At 42.2% G+C, this 16,167-nt stretch carries 15 protein-coding genes and 1 pseudogene; 5 read left to right on the forward strand and 11 right to left on the reverse strand.

The window, feature by feature from the left end; genetic code table 11:
* Window positions 1–37: 37 nt before the first annotated feature.
* Window positions 38–781, reverse strand: coding sequence for a hypothetical protein (locus ACQY4U_RS04675; protein ID WP_428328232.1), 744 nt, complete (start codon window positions 779–781; stop codon window positions 38–40).
* Between the two features lie 65 nt (window positions 782–846).
* A complete protein-coding gene (locus ACQY4U_RS04680) occupies window positions 847–1,677 on the reverse strand; it encodes a glucosaminidase domain-containing protein (RefSeq protein ID WP_428328233.1) in 831 nt (276 codons plus the stop codon).
* Between the two features lie 229 nt (window positions 1,678–1,906).
* Between ACQY4U_RS04680 and ACQY4U_RS04685 the strand changes: the two genes are divergently transcribed.
* Window positions 1,907–2,464 (forward strand): DNA-3-methyladenine glycosylase I, encoded by a 558-nt coding sequence (locus tag ACQY4U_RS04685; RefSeq protein ID WP_428328234.1) that lies wholly within the window; start codon window positions 1,907–1,909, stop codon window positions 2,462–2,464.
* Window positions 2,465–2,594: 130 nt separating this feature from the next.
* A complete protein-coding gene (gene polA, locus ACQY4U_RS04690; RefSeq protein WP_428328235.1) occupies window positions 2,595–5,405 on the forward strand; it encodes a DNA polymerase I in 2,811 nt (936 codons plus the stop codon).
* A gap of 99 nt (window positions 5,406–5,504) precedes the next feature.
* Here the strand turns inward: polA and ACQY4U_RS04695 are convergent, their stop codons facing one another.
* The 8 genes and pseudogenes from ACQY4U_RS04695 to rpmB all read right to left on the reverse strand — a co-directional run bounded on the left by ACQY4U_RS04695 (window position 5,505) and on the right by rpmB (window position 12,120).
* The gene (locus ACQY4U_RS04695) at window positions 5,505–6,578 is read right to left on the reverse strand and encodes an Ldh family oxidoreductase (RefSeq protein WP_428328236.1); all 1,074 of its coding nucleotides are present in this window, start codon (window positions 6,576–6,578) and stop codon (window positions 5,505–5,507) included.
* A 21-nt stretch (window positions 6,579–6,599) separates the two neighbouring features.
* A complete protein-coding gene (locus ACQY4U_RS04700) occupies window positions 6,600–7,136 on the reverse strand; it encodes an RBBP9/YdeN family alpha/beta hydrolase (protein WP_428328237.1) in 537 nt (178 codons plus the stop codon).
* Between the two features lie 50 nt (window positions 7,137–7,186).
* Complete coding sequence (gene bshC, locus ACQY4U_RS04705; protein ID WP_428328238.1) at window positions 7,187–8,803, reverse strand: bacillithiol biosynthesis cysteine-adding enzyme BshC; 1,617 nt, start codon at window positions 8,801–8,803, stop codon at window positions 7,187–7,189.
* Window positions 8,804–8,849: 46 nt separating this feature from the next.
* Entirely contained in the window at window positions 8,850–10,184 is a 1,335-nt protein-coding gene (gene rimO / locus ACQY4U_RS04710) for a 30S ribosomal protein S12 methylthiotransferase RimO (RefSeq protein WP_428328239.1), read from the reverse strand.
* 78 nt (window positions 10,185–10,262) lie between these two features.
* On the reverse strand, window positions 10,263–11,228 hold the full coding sequence (gene ftsY, locus ACQY4U_RS04715) for a signal recognition particle-docking protein FtsY (protein WP_428328240.1): 966 nt from the start codon (window positions 11,226–11,228) through the stop codon (window positions 10,263–10,265).
* Window positions 11,229–11,428: 200 nt separating this feature from the next.
* A complete protein-coding gene (locus tag ACQY4U_RS04720) occupies window positions 11,429–11,587 on the reverse strand; it encodes a DUF4295 domain-containing protein (protein ID WP_078348017.1) in 159 nt (52 codons plus the stop codon).
* Between the two features lie 38 nt (window positions 11,588–11,625).
* Window positions 11,626–11,809: pseudogene (gene rpmG, locus ACQY4U_RS04725) on the reverse strand (50S ribosomal protein L33).
* A gap of 77 nt (window positions 11,810–11,886) precedes the next feature.
* The gene (gene rpmB / locus ACQY4U_RS04730; RefSeq protein WP_428329721.1) at window positions 11,887–12,120 is read right to left on the reverse strand and encodes a 50S ribosomal protein L28; all 234 of its coding nucleotides are present in this window, start codon (window positions 12,118–12,120) and stop codon (window positions 11,887–11,889) included.
* A gap of 326 nt (window positions 12,121–12,446) precedes the next feature.
* Here rpmB and acs point away from each other — a divergent pair, with 326 nt between their 5' ends.
* Window positions 12,447–14,360: an acetate--CoA ligase gene (gene acs / locus ACQY4U_RS04735; RefSeq protein ID WP_428328241.1), complete on the forward strand. Its 1,914-nt coding sequence runs from the start codon at window positions 12,447–12,449 to the stop codon at window positions 14,358–14,360.
* Window positions 14,361–14,428: 68 nt separating this feature from the next.
* On the forward strand, window positions 14,429–14,614 hold the full coding sequence (locus ACQY4U_RS04740) for a CsbD family protein (protein WP_259092959.1): 186 nt from the start codon (window positions 14,429–14,431) through the stop codon (window positions 14,612–14,614).
* Window positions 14,615–14,700: 86 nt separating this feature from the next.
* Here the strand turns inward: ACQY4U_RS04740 and ACQY4U_RS04745 are convergent, their stop codons facing one another.
* Window positions 14,701–15,258 carry a Uma2 family endonuclease gene (locus tag ACQY4U_RS04745; RefSeq protein ID WP_428328242.1) on the reverse strand — a complete coding sequence of 186 codons (558 nt, stop codon included), beginning with the start codon at window positions 15,256–15,258 and terminating at the stop codon, window positions 14,701–14,703.
* Between the two features lie 28 nt (window positions 15,259–15,286).
* Here ACQY4U_RS04745 and surE point away from each other — a divergent pair, with 28 nt between their 5' ends.
* Window positions 15,287–16,060 (forward strand): 5'/3'-nucleotidase SurE, encoded by a 774-nt coding sequence (surE, locus tag ACQY4U_RS04750; protein WP_428328243.1) that lies wholly within the window; start codon window positions 15,287–15,289, stop codon window positions 16,058–16,060.
* The last annotated feature ends 107 nt before the right edge of the window (window positions 16,061–16,167 follow it).

The following is a 16,167-nucleotide window of genomic DNA, read 5'->3' on the forward strand; positions in this document are numbered from 1 at the left end:
GATAAGGCTGGCCTACTCGTTAAATAAAGGTTAAATGCTATTTACTGATCAACGGCTGCAAATTGTATTGCTGCCTGTGGGGGAAACGGGTAAAGCGTTTATAATTTGCCCGTATCATTGATACAAACTCATACTCGCTTGCTGTTTTGGTAATAAAGTAGCCGGGCCTGTAGCGGTTCATAAACTCGGTAAGCTTGGCATCTTTAAGCCCGGTAATGTTACCAACGTAGGTGCGGTTAAAGCGGTAATCAATCACGTTTTGCTCATAATCGCTTTGGATAATCTGCCTTAGGTGTTCGGCATTTCTGCCGCTGCGGCTTATGGAGTTCCAAAGGGCATCAATGCTTAAGCCCGCTCCGCCGCTTGATGGGGTGCTCAGCATATCGCGGTACGCTAATGAGCCATAAATTTTAGTATAATCGTTTTTAGTAGCTTCCAGTCGTTTTTCCGGCGATAACAGGGTATCATGCACGGTTACTTCATGCAGCTGAATAGCCAGGCGCACCATATATATGGCCAGAGCATCGTTATTAAGTATTTTAACAGTATCGGGTTTGTAATCCTGCCGGGTAAAAATCAATACATCACCTGCGCGCGCCAGTATTTTAAACTCGCCTTTCAGGTTGTTGTAGACAGATATATTTGTGGTAATGTTGTGGATGCTTACGCTTGCCACACGTTCTTTGTTCTCTTTTTCAAACACAATCCCTGCAACTGTCTTCTCCTGCGAAAAGCATTTAAGGGTAATCAGCATAAAGCACAAGAACGGCAACCATTTCATTGAAGCATTAAAATTACACCATCCGCACTTCTTGAACATATTTTTTAACAATAATTAACACCGTACTATTTAGCTACTACAAGCTTCTGGCCAATTTTTATATTATTATCGGCCATGTTGTTCAGCGTTTTTAAATCATCAACGGCTAAGCCAAAACGTTTGGATATATTATATAGTGTATCGCCTTGTTTTACAGTGTAGGTTTTGTCAGCCGGGGTGTTTTGTACGGTCGAATCCTGCTGTATTTTATCTTCCTTTTTATCTATCTGGGTAAAAACACGATCAACCCTTTTTATTTTAGCTATTTCACCCTCTGGCCTGTCATATTGATCAAGGTTATATTTCTGGATGATGCTGATAAGCAGTTGCGGATATTTAGGATTGGTAGCATAACCTGCTTTTTTCAACCCGTAAGCCCATCCCTGGTAATCATTTTTATCAAGCTCAAAAAGCTTGGTATAGTTTTTCCGTTTCAGGAATTCTGAATGGTCGCGAAAGGAATCTTCCGGTTTATTATACACGCGGAAACAATCGTTCACGTTATTATCATCCTTATAATAGCTTTTGCCTTTCCAGTCGAACGTGCACTTAATGCCGAAGTGGTTATTAGCCACCCGTGCCAGCTCGCCGTTGCCGCTGCCCGATTCAAATAACCCCTGCGCCAGTGTAATACTTGCCGGTATGCCGTATAAGTTCATTTCCTGTATAGCTATGCCCTTAAACTTATCAATATATTGTAATGATGTAAGCGGCGTGTACCCGGCTATTGATTGGCTGTTATCTTTTTGGATGCTTTTATTGTTTTTATGGGCCTGCCTGTTAGAAATTAAGCTTTTATGTGCCGAGCATGAGCTGAATAAAATCAATCCAACAAATAAATAAAATATTTTACGCATTAGTATAAAGAATTTGGTGCCGGGCTCAAATCATACCGGGCAAAATTAAAATAATAAACTGTTGTACGTACAATGCGCGCTACAAGTTTATATTAATAAGCATTGCTGTTTATAACGGCAATAAAACAGATAGTTTATAATGCCGAACAATATTCACCTCAATTGTTACACAATATTTTTGCGCATCGTATCAGAATAACAATAGGGTTATAAACCTTACCTTTAAACCATGCAACCTCAAGAAATAACCCGCTGCCACTGGCCCGGTACCGATGAGCTATACCTTAAATACCATGATGAAGAATGGGGTAAAGAAGTTAAGGACGATAAAGTTTTATTTGAGTTTTTAATTCTTGAAGCAGCGCAGGCAGGCCTGAGCTGGATAACCATTTTACGCCGCCGCGAAGGCTACCGCAATGCTTTTGCCGGCTTTGATGTAAAAAAAGTAGCCGAATTTACCGATGAGGATGTGGCCCGCCTGTTGCAGGATGCCGGGATAATCCGTAACCGTTTAAAGGTTGCTGCCGCTATCAGCAGTGCTAAATTATTTATGGAAGTACAAAAGGAATTTGGATCGTTCTATAAATACCTGTACAGTTTTATGCCCGGGGGTAAGCCAATTAATAACCATTCGGGTAGTACGCCTGCAAGCAGCCCGATTTCTGATGTTATTAGTAAGGATATGAAAAAGCGGGGCTTTAAGTTTTTTGGTACAACCATTTGCTATGCCTTTATGCAGGCAACCGGTATGGTAAACGATCATATCCCGGCGTGCAGTTTTAAATAATTGCGCACAAAGTTTTCAGCGGGTTTTGTGCTGTTAGTGTATTACTTAATTCTATTTTTGCAATAAGCCATTGGCACCATTACCGGGTTATCTGCGTTTTTGGTCCAAGTAGTTTATATTGTTATATATCATGAAAAAATTATTTCTTCTGGATGGTATGGCCCTTATTTACCGGGCTCATTTTGCGCTAAGTAAAAATCCGCGTTTTACCTCAAACGGGTTAAATACTTCGGCTGTAATGGGTTTTACCAATACATTGCTCGAGGTGTTAAAAAAGGAGAAACCTACGCACATGGCCGTGGTATTTGATACTGATGCGCCAACAGAACGCCATACAGAATTTGAAGCCTACAAAGCACACCGAGAAGCCATGCCCGAGGATCTGTCAAAAGCGCTGCCTTATATATTTAAAGTTGTGCTTGGCTTCAATATTCCGCTCATTACATCTGATGGGTACGAGGCTGATGACATTATAGGCACCCTTGCCAAAAAAGCCGAGGCCAAAGGTTACCAGGTTTACTGTATGACACCTGATAAGGATTTTGCGCAGTTGGTATCTGAAAACATCTTTGTTTACAAACCTGCCCGCATGGGTAATGATATGGAAATATTAGGTGTAAAAGAAGTGCTTGAAAAATGGGAGATAGCGCGTGTTGAGCAGGTTATAGATATTTTAGGCCTATGGGGAGATGCGGTGGATAACATCCCCGGTATCCCTGGCATTGGCGAAAAAACTGCTAAATCGCTCATTAAGCAATATGGTTCGATGGAAGAAATTATTGCCCACAGCCATGAGTTAAAAGGCAAGCAACGCGAAAATGTAGAAGCCTTTGCCGAGCAGGGGCTGTTATCAAAACGACTGGCTACCATTAACCTGAATGTGCCTGTTGAACTGGACGAAGCTGGTTTGGAAATGTGCGCCCCAAGCAAGGATCTGTTAGAGCCGCTTTTTGCCGAGTTAGAGTTCCGTACTTTAGGAAGGCGTGTTTTTGGTGATGATTTCAGCATTACCGAAACCCGCGCAGTATCTATCCAGACAGATCTTTTTGGTAACCCGGTTGCTGAAGGCCGCACCACCATGACTGTTGATGTGGAAGACATTTATGAACCACCGGTACCTGTAGAAATAAAAAATATCAGTACCGTTCCGCATAATTATTACCTGGCCGATACTGCTGAAAAACGTACAGAGCTGATCGCCCTTTTAAAACAACAAAAAAGCATTTGCTTTGATACCGAAACTACAGGGACTGATGCTAACCATTGCGAGCTGGTAGGTTTATCATTTGCCGTTAAGCCCGGCGAGGCATGGTACGTACCGGTACCTGTTGACCAGGAGCAGGTAAAAAGCATTGTGAATGAATTTAAGTCATTGTTAGAAGATGCTACTATTGGCAAAATAGGGCAAAACCTTAAATTTGATATACTGATGCTGAAATGGTATGGTGTAGAAGTACAGGGCGACCTGTTTGATACCATGATGGCCCACTACGTGATAGACCCGGATACCCGCCATAATATGGATATCCTGTCTGAAAATTACCTGAGCTACAAACCTGTTTCCATTACCGAGCTGATAGGTGCCAAAGGCAAAAACCAGGGCAGTATGCGCGATGTGGAAATTGAAAAGATAAAAGAATACGCCGCCGAAGATGCAGACATTACCCTGCAGCTAAAAAACGTTTTTGAACCCAAGCTGAAAGAAGTAGAAAGCGAAAAGCTGATCCATGAGATTGAGCACCCGCTGATCTACGTTTTGGCCGATATTGAATACGAAGGTGTGAAAATTGACCACGATACGCTTAAAGAGTTTTCGAAGGAGTTGGAAATTGATATTGCGAAGCTGGAAAAAACAGTATTTGAAAAAGCAGGCGTAAGGTTCAACATTGCATCGCCAAAGCAATTGGGCGAGGTGCTGTTTGAGAAACTAATGCTTGATCCAAAGGCAAAAAAAACCAAAACAGGCCAGTACCAAACCGGCGAAGATGTATTGCTGGCCCTTGCTGCAAAAAGCGATATTGTGCGCGATATTTTAGATTACCGCCAGCTGCAAAAGCTAAAATCAACCTATGTTGATGCTTTGCCAACTATGGTAAACCCTAAAACAGGGCGGGTGCATACTTCTTATAACCAGGCCGTGGCTGCAACGGGCCGTTTAAGCTCCACTAATCCGAACCTTCAAAATATCCCGATCCGTACAGACAGGGGCCGCGAGGTAAGAAAGGCATTTATTCCGCGCGATAGCGGCCATACCATTGTATCTGCCGATTATTCGCAGATTGAGCTGCGCATTATAGCCGAGATCAGCAAGGATGCCAATATGATGGAGGCCTTTGTTAAAAATCTCGACATTCACACGGCAACAGCAGCTAACGTTTACGGCATAGCCTTAGATGAAGTGACCAGTACCCAGCGCCGTAATGCCAAGGCGGTTAACTTCGGTATTATTTATGGGCAGTCGGCATTTGGCTTGTCGCAAAGTTTGGGTATCCCGCGTAAAGAGGCTGCCGAAATTATTGACAACTATTTCCTACAATTTCCCGGAATAAAGAATTACATGGCCGATACCATGAACTTTGCCCGCGAAAACGGTTACGTAACCACATTGATGGGTCGTCGCAGGTACCTGCGCGATATTAATTCGGCCAATGCAACGGTGCGTGGCTTTGCCGAGCGAAATGCTATAAATGCCCCAATACAAGGTTCGGCGGCTGATATGATCAAGATAGCCATGATCAATATTCACCGTGAGTTTAAGGCCCTGAAGCTTGATGCGCGTATGACGATGCAGGTACATGATGAGTTGGTGTTTGATGTTCCGCACCACGAGGTGGAGATTGTAAAGCCCATCATTATGGAAAACATGAAAAACGCCATTAAAACAACCGTACCTATTATGGTTGAAATTGGCACCGGCTTAAACTGGCTGGAAGCGCACTAAAGATCCAGGTAGAAAGGAGCACAAAGTATGGAGTTGCTATATAACTTATTAATTATGCTTTTTGTAGCGACACAATATTTTGTGTCGCTTAATATTATATTATAATTTTTTGATCCCGAATTTTTGGGCCAGTCCATTTAAATCATTTACAACGGCATCAACTAAAGGGATGCCGTTTTTGCGTCTGTCTGTTTCCGCTGCTAATTCGGGTTCGCCGGGGATAATTACTTTTTGATCAGGATCAACCGTAGTAGATGATTTAAACCGCGAAACCCAGTTATCCAAATGCGATTTAAACTCATCAACCGGGCGAAAGCCATCAACACGCATAGCGCCTACAAAATGCCCTATGCCCAAGCCAACAGGATCGGTAGGCGGTTCTAAAAACGCAACAAAAGGCGGTACCCAGGGGCCATAATTAGCCCCTGATAATACAGCCGAAAGTATATCAACCGTAGCACCCAAGCCAAAACCTTTGTGGCTGCCATGCTCCTTGTCGCTGCCCAACGGCAGTAATGAGCCACCTGTTTTTAAGGCATGCGGATCGGTAGTAAAATCGCCGTTTGCATCCTGGATCCAGCCTTCGGGCACTTGTTTGCCTAAACGCTGGGCTATTTCAAGCTTACCATTTGCCGCAGCCGAAGTAGCCATATCAACAACAACCGGTGGGTATTTTCCTGCCGGGAAAGCATAGCACATGGGATTAGTACCCAACAGACGCTCATTCGAAAAAGTTGGTGAAACCAGCGGACTGGCATTAGTCATGGCAAAACCGATCATATCTTTTTGTACAGCCATTAAAGCATGGTAACCCGCAATACCAAAATGGTTGGAGTTGCGTACCGCAACCCAGCCTGAACCATATAGTTCAGCTTTTTTGATAGCTAACTGCATAGCGAAGGGGGCAACAACCAGGCCTAAGCCTGCATCGCCGTCAACGGTGGCAGTAGTTGGTGTTTCATGTACTATGGTGATGTTAGGTTTGGCATTGATGCGTTGCTTTTCCCAGAGGCGCACGTAACCCACCAGGCGCGCTACCCCATGCGAATCTATTCCACTCAGATCAGATAGTAATAAAACATCGGCTGCAAGTGCAGCGTGTTCGTCACTGCAACCCATTGAAAGAAATATATTTTGGGTGAATGCACGTAAGGCAGATTCGGAGATTAGCATGCGCAAATATAGTAATGTATGTTACTGATCTAACTGCTTCAATATTTGTAGGCCTGCATCCCAGTTGCCGAAGCCCGATGCCGCGTTGATATGGCCTGCATCACCAATGCTGATCAATTCGCTACCCCAGCTATCAGCAAATAATTTTGTGCGGCTTTCAGTTACATAATAATCGTTAGTGCTGGCAACGGTGATAGATCTGAAAGGTAGTTTAATTAAAGGTACAGGCTTAAACCCTGTTGTTCCGGCAGGGTAAGTATCGGCTTCGGTATCGCTTGGGGCAACCAATAAAGCACCTTTTATTTTAATATTGAATTTTTGCGCCCAGTAGGCTATGGTTGTACAAGCTAAGCTATGGCCAACTAATATAACATCGGCAGGGTTATGTTTTGATACTTCTTTATTAACGGTTTCTATCCAATCGGCACAAATTGGTGTTTCCCAATCTGCTTGTTCCACACGGATAAAATTGAATTGTTTTTCCCAGATAGATTGCCAGTGCTGCGGCCCCGAATTACCAAGACCGGGGAGAATAAGAATGGTAGATTGAAAAGTCATCCCGTAAAAATAGCAGTTTTATAAAGCTGCATCAATAATTCACTGCGAATTTACTTTTCTGTTAGTACCGTAAACTTAAAGTCGAGCGGTTCAAAGTGGTTTATCAGCTCATCAATAAAGCGCTGTCCCCATTTTACATAGAACAAGCCAAAGTTCTCGCTACGTTCCTGTAAGCTGTTTTTTGGGAAAATATCGGCTTTAATACTTTCTACCTGCTCAAGGCGGGTATGATAGTTGCGCTTTTCGGCTTTTATCAGCTTTTTTTCAAGGTTATCAATTGCATGTTTAAGCCTTGTCTGCACGGCATCAGCCGATGGGGCCAATGTGCTGTCTATTTTATAAGCACGAAGCTTTATTTTTTCAAATACACTGCTCAGCTCGCGCCATTCTTCGGTAAGGGTAAGGTTGTGTTTGCTATGTTTGGTGATCCAGTGGCTTTTAATCTGATCGGCAGTTTTAAACAGGTCTGCAGGTTTCAGTTCCATTTTAGCAATCTTGGCAGCTGTTTCCTTACCTATCACCAAGCCCGAATTACGCAGGATGAGGATAGGGAAATCTACCTTATAATGGTCGAAATTTGATTTAAGCTCCAGCCAGTAAACTACTTCGGCACCACCGCCTATATAGGCGATGTTGGGCAAAATACACTCCTGATATAGCGGGCGCATTACCACGTTAGGGCTAAACCTCTCCGGATACTGATTGATCTCAGCCCTTAGTTCTGCTTCTGTAAAGCTGATCTCACTGTTCAATACCTGGTAACGGCCATGTTCAAAAACAACGCGCTCGCGCAAGCCATCCAGCAAATAAAAAAAGTTGATCTCGCGTGGGTTTACCTGTATGTGTACACCTAATTGTTGTAATTTCTCGTTGGTAGCAGTGATGTTGTTAAAGCTATTCTGCTCAATAATATCCTGCTCAATGATGGGGGCAAATTGTTGTTTAAACTGGTGATCGTCGGCATCAATAATAACCAAGCCATACTGCCCGAAAAGTGCATTTACCAAATAGCGGGTAGCATCGGCGAGTTTATCAAACTTGGCATACGCAGTTTCTACAATTGCGGCAAGCTCTTCAGCATGGTGATCAATCCCTAATGCGCCTTTATACTGGTTAAGTGCCTGGCGCATGGTATCCGGGTTGATACGGCCCGTAGCACCCGAAGCCTCGTACCACCAATGTACCTTTTTACCGCCGATGTTGGTGTAGTTGATCTCGGCAAAGTCATGGTCTTCTGATGCCATCCAGTAAACAGGCACAAAATCTTTATCAGGAAATTGTTGTTTGAGCTGGCGCGACAGTTTTATGGCAGTAACTATTTTATACAGAAAGTAAAGCGGGCCGGCAAATATGTTAAGCTGATGACCGGTTGTTATAGTATAGGTATTACTTTGAGCAAGCAGATCGATGTTATTTAATACGGCATCAATACCTAAAGATTGACGAACCGCTGCGCTGCCCGACTCAAAGGCGTATTGTTTTTTTAAAACGCTTACCAATATGTTGCGGTCGGCAATTACTTTTTTGCTTTTAAGCAGTTGGGTAAAGCCGTCAAGATCTGGTCGTTGGCCATAAAATGGTGCAAGTGCCGGAAGGTTTTCCAGGTAATCAATAACCGTTGGGGAAAAAGATCCCGTGTCTTTATAATCTATACAGGCAGCGTCCATTGGTCCAAATGTAAAATCATTAGTCTGATTGAACGCCAAATTAGTATTATTTTACAATATGTCCATAAAGGTCAAAGTCTTCGGCAGTATCAATCTTCACATTAACAAAGCTGCCTACGGTGGCATAACCAATGCTGGCATCAATTAAAACTTCGTTATCAACTTCGGGCGAATCATATTCCGTGCGGCCAACAAAGTAATTGCCATCTTTTTTATCAACCAATACTTTATAGGTATTACCTATTTTTTCCTGGTTCTTATCAAACGAGATTCCCTGCTGAATTTCCATTATGGCATCGGCGCGGTCTTGTTTTACATCGGCAGGCACATCATCAATTAATGAGTGTGCATGGGTTTTTTCCTCGTGCGAGTAGGTGAAGCAGCCTAAACGGTCAAACTTGGTTTCTTCAACCCATTGCTGCATTTCTTCAAAATCCTGCTCTGTTTCGCCGGGGTAACCGGTTATCAGCGTGGTACGCATGGCAATACCAGGAACCTTATCGCGGATCTGGTTCACTACATCAATAGTTTTTTGCTTGGTAAGGCCGCGGCGCATTGATTTCAGCATATTATCGCTGATATGCTGCAATGGCATATCCATGTATTTGCAGATATTGTTTCGCTCGTTCATAACATCAAGGATCTCCATCGGGAAACCTGATGGATAAGCATATTGCAGCCTGATCCACTCAATGCCGTTAACATCAGATAAACGGCGAAGCAACTCATCTAAATTGCGTTTGCCATATAGGTCCAGGCCGTAATAGGTAAGGTCCTGTGCAATCAGTATTAATTCTTTGGTGCCGTTTTTAGCTAAGTTTTGTGCATCCTTTACCAACTGATCAATCGGCTGGCTCATATGTTTACCACGCATTAATGGGATAGCACAAAATGAACATGGGCGGTTACATCCCTCGGCTATTTTAAAATAAGCAAAGTGCGATGGCGTGGTTAGCATACGCTCGCCTATCAGTTCGTGTTTGTAGTCGGCACCTACTGATCGTAACAGGTTTTGCAGATCATTGGTGCCAAAATAGGCATCAACATTGGTGATCTCTGCTTCTAACTCTGGTTTGTAACGTTCAGAAAGGCAACCCGTAACAATCACTTTTCCAACCTTGCCTTGTTCTTTAAGCTCGCTGTACTGTAAAATGGTATCTATAGATTCCTGCTTGGCATTATCAATAAAGCCACAGGTATTGATAACGATAATATCATCACGACCCACCTTTTCCGATTCATGCACCACATCAAAGTGGTTGCCTTTTAGCTGGCCCATTAGGATCTCAGAATCGTATATGTTTTTTGAACAGCCTAAAGTAACCACGTTGATACGGGGTTTTACTGTTTTTACGGGCTGATAAATTTCTTTTGTTTTCATAATAATTAAGCGTCATTGCGAGGAACGAAGCAATCCCCTGTTTACAGAGCGATCCGTACAATCACGGCTTTTTAATTTTTAGCTTTTAAACAAGGAATCAACAAATGCCTGCCTGTCAAACAGTTGCAGATCATTCATGCTTTCGCCAACACCTATATATTTTACCGGGATCTTAAACTGATCAGAAATCCCTATCACTACACCACCTTTGGCCGTACCATCAAGCTTGGTTAGGGCCAATGCATTTACTGCGGTAGCCTCGGTAAACTGTTTGCACTGCTCAATAGCGTTTTGCCCGGTTGATGCATCAAGCACCAGTAATATCTCATGCGGGGCACCCGGAACAACCTTTTGCATTACGTTTTTAATTTTGGTAAGCTCATTCATCAACCCTACCTTATTATGTAAACGCCCTGCGGTATCAATAATTGCAACGTCATCGCCATTGGCAACTGCCGAACGTAAGGTATCATAAGCCACCGAAGCAGGGTCTGACCCCATAGCCTGTGCTACCACCTTAACGCCCACACGCTCGCCCCATAACTGGATCTGCGCAACAGCCGCCGCACGGAAGGTATCGGCTGCGCCTAATACCACCTGGTTGCCTGCCTGTTTCAGTTTATGTGCCAGCTTGCCAATGGTAGTAGTTTTACCTACACCATTAACACCCACTACCATAATTACATAGGGCTTTTGGGTGCCGTACTCAAAACTTGTAAAATCGTTACTGTTATTTTCGGCAAGCAGCTTCTGGATTTCGTCTTTCAGCAGCTTGTTCAGTTCGGATGTGTTTACGTATTTATCGCGGGTAACACGTTCCTGGATGCGCTCAATAATTTTCAACGTGGTTTTAACACCAACATCTGATGTTACCAGCACTTCTTCCAGCTCATCAAGCACATCATCATCAACGGTTGATTTACCGGCAATTACCTTGGTTATTTTTGAAAAAAAGTTATCCTTTGTTTTTTCTAAACCAGTGTCCAGCGCTTCCTGCTCCTGCGGGGTGCTTTCCTTTTTTTTGAAAAAATCAAATAATCCCATAGCCTCACTTAAATCACCCTTTGCAGGGCAGATTGTAATTAAAATTAGATTAAAATAAGAACTAACCCCATCATCAATTTAGCTAACCCGCTGTTTGGGCAAATATAATTTGCTGTATAAACCGGACTAAGGGCTAACAAAAAAAGCCTTCTCGTAAAACAAGATGGCTTTTATATTTTTTGATCGAACTGATCCGAATATTATTTTCCGGCAATCGCATCCTTAACGTTATCGTTAGGTACGATTTGTTCTTTAAACGAGTAAGCACCGGTTCTTGGTGATTTCACCATAGTGATCACTTTTGAATATTCCTTGCCTTTACCTGCTACTTTCAGTGTTGCAACTACTTTCTTTGCCATGTTTTTTTTAAATTACTGTTATCAGTAAATAATAACGATTACTTAATCTCTTTGTGAACAGTCACTTTTCTTAAAACCGGGTTGAATTTTTTCATCTCCAGTCTTTCAGTTGTATTCTTTCTTGTTCTTGGTGGTAATATAACGGGACATACCAGGCATGCCGCTTGTTTTATGCTCGGTGCATTCTAATATTACCTGAACTCTGTTGCCTTTCTTAGCCATTTTCTTATATTGTTATGCGTTACTAATTGTATTTTGCAAGCACACTTCGGTAACCTGCATTATTCAATCTGCAACTATTAAATGTATCCTTTTTTTACAAATTTATTGATACAAGCAGTAATACCATTTTTGCTGATGGTTTTAACAGCTGAAGTAGATACCTTTAAGGTTATCCATCTATCTTCTTCAGGAATATAAAACTTCTTAAGTTTTAAGTTTGGATGAAATCTGCGTTTAGTTTTAACGTTTGAGTTAGAAACGTTATTACCAACCAAAGATGCTTTTCCTGTTAGATCACAAATTCTTGACATGACAAATCTTTTTAATTCTCCCTTTTTGTAAAGAGTTTGCAAATATCAGGATTTTATATCAAATAGGCAATACCGTTTTCAATTATTTTTCAAATTCTTTTATTTAGATAAAAAGGGCAACTATCAGCGGCTGTTAAACTTAAGTAATACTGTTAATATATTGTATCTCTTTCTTTTTTGAGCATAGGTGAAATTGTTGGATAATTCAGCTCATGCATATATAGATAACGGTATAACACCAACTTCTTAAAATATTTTAAAAAGATTTATTCAGTTGTTTGCTTAATATAAAAATTCACTAATTTACGCCACCAATTAAATCATCTATGAACACCTCATTGAAGATAAACTCTTTCGAAGAATATCACCAGGTTTATAAACAAAGCGTTGAACAGCCCGAACAATTTTGGGAAGGCATTGCCAATAATTTTTTATGGCGAAAAAAATGGGATAAGGTTTTAGACTGGAACTTCAAGGAGCCCAAAATAAAATGGTTTGAAGGCGCAAAGTTGAATATTACGGAGAATTGCCTTGATCGACATTTAGATACCCTGGGCGATAAGCCGGCTATCATCTGGGAGCCCAATGATCCGCAGGAAGATCACCGCGTACTTACTTATAAACAACTTCACGAAAAGGTTTGCCAGTTTGCCAATGTGCTAAAAAACAACGGCGCTAAAAAGGGCGACAGGATATGTATCTATATGCCTATGGTGCCTGAGTTAGCTATAGCGGTATTGGCTTGTGCACGCATAGGTGCTATTCATTCCGTGGTGTTCGGTGGTTTTTCGGCCCAATCCATTGCAGACAGGATAAAGGATGCCGAATGTAATATTGTGATCACATCTGACGGGGGATTAAGAGGTAATAAGGAAGTGCCGCTTAAAAATATTATTGATGATGCGCTGGTACAATGCCCATCAATTAAACGATGTATTGTACTTACCCGCAGCCGCACGCCTGTTTCAATGATAAAGGGCCGCGATGTTTGGTGGGAAGATGAAATTAAAAAAGTAGAAACGCAGGGGAATACTGAATGCCCTGCCGAAGAAATGGATGCCGAGGATATGCTGTTCATACTGTATACATCAGGCTCAACCGGGAAACCTAAAGGCGTGGTGCATACTTGTGGTGGTTACATGGTTTATACGGGTTATACTTTTGCCAATGCTTTTCAATACAATCAGGGCGAAGTTTATTTTTGTACGGCCGATATTGGCTGGATAACTGGCCACTCCTATATTGCCTATGGGCCACTTACACAAGGAGCAACCTCTGTATTGTTTGAAGGGATCCCAACATGGCCCACACCAAGCCGCCTGTGGGATATTGTTGAAAAACACAAGGTAAATATCCTTTATACTGCACCAACGGCCATCCGCTCATTAATGAGTTTTGGTAATGATCTGCTTAACGGAAAAGACCTGAGCTCGCTTAAAAAACTTGGTTCTGTTGGTGAGCCCTTGAACGAGGAGGCATGGCATTGGTTTGATGAAAAGATAGGGCATAAAAAATGCCCTATAGTTGATACATGGTGGCAAACAGAAACAGGTGGTTTTATGATCTCGCCCATTGCCGGGATAACCCCTACCAAACCAGGATATGCAAGTTTACCGCTACCGGGTGTGCAGCCCGTTTTAGTTGATGAAAATGGTCATATAATTGAAGGTAATGGTGTAAGCGGAAATCTTTGTATCCGGTTTCCGTGGCCGGGCATGTTGCGTACTACTTACGGCGACCATGAGCGCTGCCGCACTACCTACTTTGCCACTTACGAGAACTTGTATTTTACCGGTGATGGCTGCCTGCGCGATGAGGATGGCTATTACCGCATAACAGGTCGTGTTGACGATGTGCTGAATGTATCGGGCCACAGAATTGGTACCGCAGAGGTAGAAAATGCCATTAATATGCACAGCAGCGTAGTTGAATCAGCAGTGGTTGGTTACCCGCACGATATTAAAGGGCAGGGTGTATATGCGTATGTGGTATGCCCTAACCAGCATGGCGACGAAGAGCTTGCCCGAAAAGATATTATGATGACGGTATCGCGCATTATTGGCGCTATTGCCAGGCCAGATAAGATCCAGTTTGTAACAGGATTGCCAAAAACGCGGTCGGGAAAAATTATGCGCCGTATTTTACGTAAAATAGCCGAAGGCGATACCGGCAACCTGGGCGATATTTCTACTTTGCTTGATCCGGCGGTTGTGGAAGAGATTAAGGCGGGGGCTTTATAAAGAAATTAATTCTTCAAAACCATAATGATGTACGGCTGTTATTTAATAACATCTAACAAAAAAACATCATGGACAAATTAGAATTAAAAGGCGGCTGGAACGAGTTGAAAGGTAAAATAAAACAAGCTTACGGCGATCTGACTGACGACGACTTGATACACGAAGAAGGTAAAGACGATGAAACGCTTGGCAAACTTCAGCAGAAAACGGGAAAATCCCGCGATGAACTGGTAAAGTGGATTAACAGTTTATAAAAAATTAAATACCATCAAAAAGGGGGAGCATTGCTCCCCCTTTTTGATTTATAAGTCGATTTAACAGACAGTGTATTTCGAAACTATTAAAAATTAAATATTTTGTTCAGATCGAATGTTAAACCTTCTAATATTACAGAATTCAATGATTCTGCTTTTTGAGCTTTTTGATGTAGATAAAAAATGCCATTTTCCAGCGCATACAGATCAGCGTTTTGCGCTATCGGATCAATAATAATATATTCTTTAACGCCATATTTCTCATAAATATCTTTTTTTTGCCGTAGATCGTAATAAGCATTTGCCGGCCAAAGTATCTCAATGATAAGATCGGGAGCGCCTTCAATACGCTCCTTAATAACTTCATCTCTTCTTTCCGCTACTATATAAAGAATATCAGGCTGCAGCACATTTCCCTCATCGAACCTAACATCCATTGGCGCGCTTACTAAAAATCCATTATCGTTCTTTGCATCCAAAAAATTATACATTGCCTGTAAAAGCCTTGCAGAAATTACCTGGTGTGCAGGGATGGGTGAAGGCGACATAATAAGATCATAATTTATTAGTTGAAAAGGCGTACCATCCTCAAGCAGCATATAATCTTCAGCGGTGTATTTCTTTTTCTTTTCAACAGTAAGCATAAATCAAATATAACTAATTTTGTACCTAATGAAAAATCACAAACCAACCATTCTTGTTGTAAATGACGATGGTATAACCGCTCCGGGTATCAAAGCACTGATGGATGTAATGGCCGAAATTGGCCGGGTGGTAGTAGTGGCCCCCGATAGTCCGCAATCAGGAATGGGGCATGCAATTACTATAGGTAAGCCACTTCGGTTAGATCAGGTAGAGATTTATGAAGGCATTGAAATGTACCGCTGCTCGGGCACCCCGGTTGATTGTGTAAAGCTGGCGGTAACCAAAATATTTAAGGGCAAAAAGCCGGATCTTTGTGTTTCGGGCATTAATCATGGTTTAAATAATTCTATCAATATCTTGTATTCGGGCACCATGTCTGCCGCGGTTGAGGGTGCTATTGAGAGCATCCCTTCGATTGGTTTTTCATTAGATGATTATACTTTACAGGCCAATTTTAGCCATTGTTTAAAGTATGTAAAGGAAATAGCCTTGCAGGTTTTAGCAAACGGTTTACCAACGGCTACTTTATTAAATGTAAACTTTCCGGCAACGGCTGATATAAAAGGAATTAAGATATGCCGCCAGGCAAATGCCAAATGGGCCGAAGAATTTGACGAGCGTACCGACCCATATAAACGCCCTTATTACTGGCTTACCGGTGTATTTCAATCAAATGATGGCGGCGAGGATACCGATGTTTGGGCCCTTGATCATAACTACGTATCGGTAGTACCTGTGCAGTTTGATATGACGGCCCACCACGCTATACCCGTATTAAACAGCTGGAAGTTTGCCGTATAACAAATAGCGCCGGAGGTGCTTAATATCGGTAGATAAAAAAAGTCCTATTGATCTGCGTGACGTAGGTACGCCACCTGGTCGATATGCATAAAAGCACATGCATATTA

Origin of the sequence: Mucilaginibacter sp. (genome assembly GCF_965277465.1) — a bacterium.
Lineage (GTDB): Bacteria > Bacteroidota > Bacteroidia > Sphingobacteriales > Sphingobacteriaceae > Mucilaginibacter.

What these genes read in the sequence shown, in the direction of transcription:
- ACQY4U_RS04685 (WP_428328234.1), top strand. Translation starts at nt 1,907, where the DNA reads ATGCAACCTCAAGAAATAACCCGCTGCCACTGGCCCGGTACCGATGAG.
- ACQY4U_RS04675 (WP_428328232.1), bottom strand. Translation starts at nt 781, where the DNA reads ATGAAATGGTTGCCGTTCTTGTGCTTTATGCTGATTACCCTTAAATGC.
- ACQY4U_RS04740 (WP_259092959.1), top strand. Translation starts at nt 14,429, where the DNA reads ATGGACAAATTAGAATTAAAAGGCGGCTGGAACGAGTTGAAAGGTAAA.
- bshC (WP_428328238.1), bottom strand. Translation starts at nt 8,803, where the DNA reads ATGGACGCTGCCTGTATAGATTATAAAGACACGGGATCTTTTTCCCCA.
- ACQY4U_RS04745 (WP_428328242.1), bottom strand. Translation starts at nt 15,258, where the DNA reads ATGCTTACTGTTGAAAAGAAAAAGAAATACACCGCTGAAGATTATATG.
- ACQY4U_RS04680 (WP_428328233.1), bottom strand. Translation starts at nt 1,677, where the DNA reads ATGCGTAAAATATTTTATTTATTTGTTGGATTGATTTTATTCAGCTCA.
- acs (WP_428328241.1), top strand. Translation starts at nt 12,447, where the DNA reads ATGAACACCTCATTGAAGATAAACTCTTTCGAAGAATATCACCAGGTT.
- ACQY4U_RS04695 (WP_428328236.1), bottom strand. Translation starts at nt 6,578, where the DNA reads ATGCTAATCTCCGAATCTGCCTTACGTGCATTCACCCAAAATATATTT.
- ACQY4U_RS04720 (WP_078348017.1), bottom strand. Translation starts at nt 11,587, where the DNA reads ATGGCAAAGAAAGTAGTTGCAACACTGAAAGTAGCAGGTAAAGGCAAG.
- polA (WP_428328235.1), top strand. Translation starts at nt 2,595, where the DNA reads ATGAAAAAATTATTTCTTCTGGATGGTATGGCCCTTATTTACCGGGCT.
- surE (WP_428328243.1), top strand. Translation starts at nt 15,287, where the DNA reads ATGAAAAATCACAAACCAACCATTCTTGTTGTAAATGACGATGGTATA.
- ACQY4U_RS04700 (WP_428328237.1), bottom strand. Translation starts at nt 7,136, where the DNA reads ATGACTTTTCAATCTACCATTCTTATTCTCCCCGGTCTTGGTAATTCG.
- ftsY (WP_428328240.1), bottom strand. Translation starts at nt 11,228, where the DNA reads ATGGGATTATTTGATTTTTTCAAAAAAAAGGAAAGCACCCCGCAGGAG.
- rpmB (WP_428329721.1), bottom strand. Translation starts at nt 12,120, where the DNA reads ATGTCAAGAATTTGTGATCTAACAGGAAAAGCATCTTTGGTTGGTAAT.
- rimO (WP_428328239.1), bottom strand. Translation starts at nt 10,184, where the DNA reads ATGAAAACAAAAGAAATTTATCAGCCCGTAAAAACAGTAAAACCCCGT.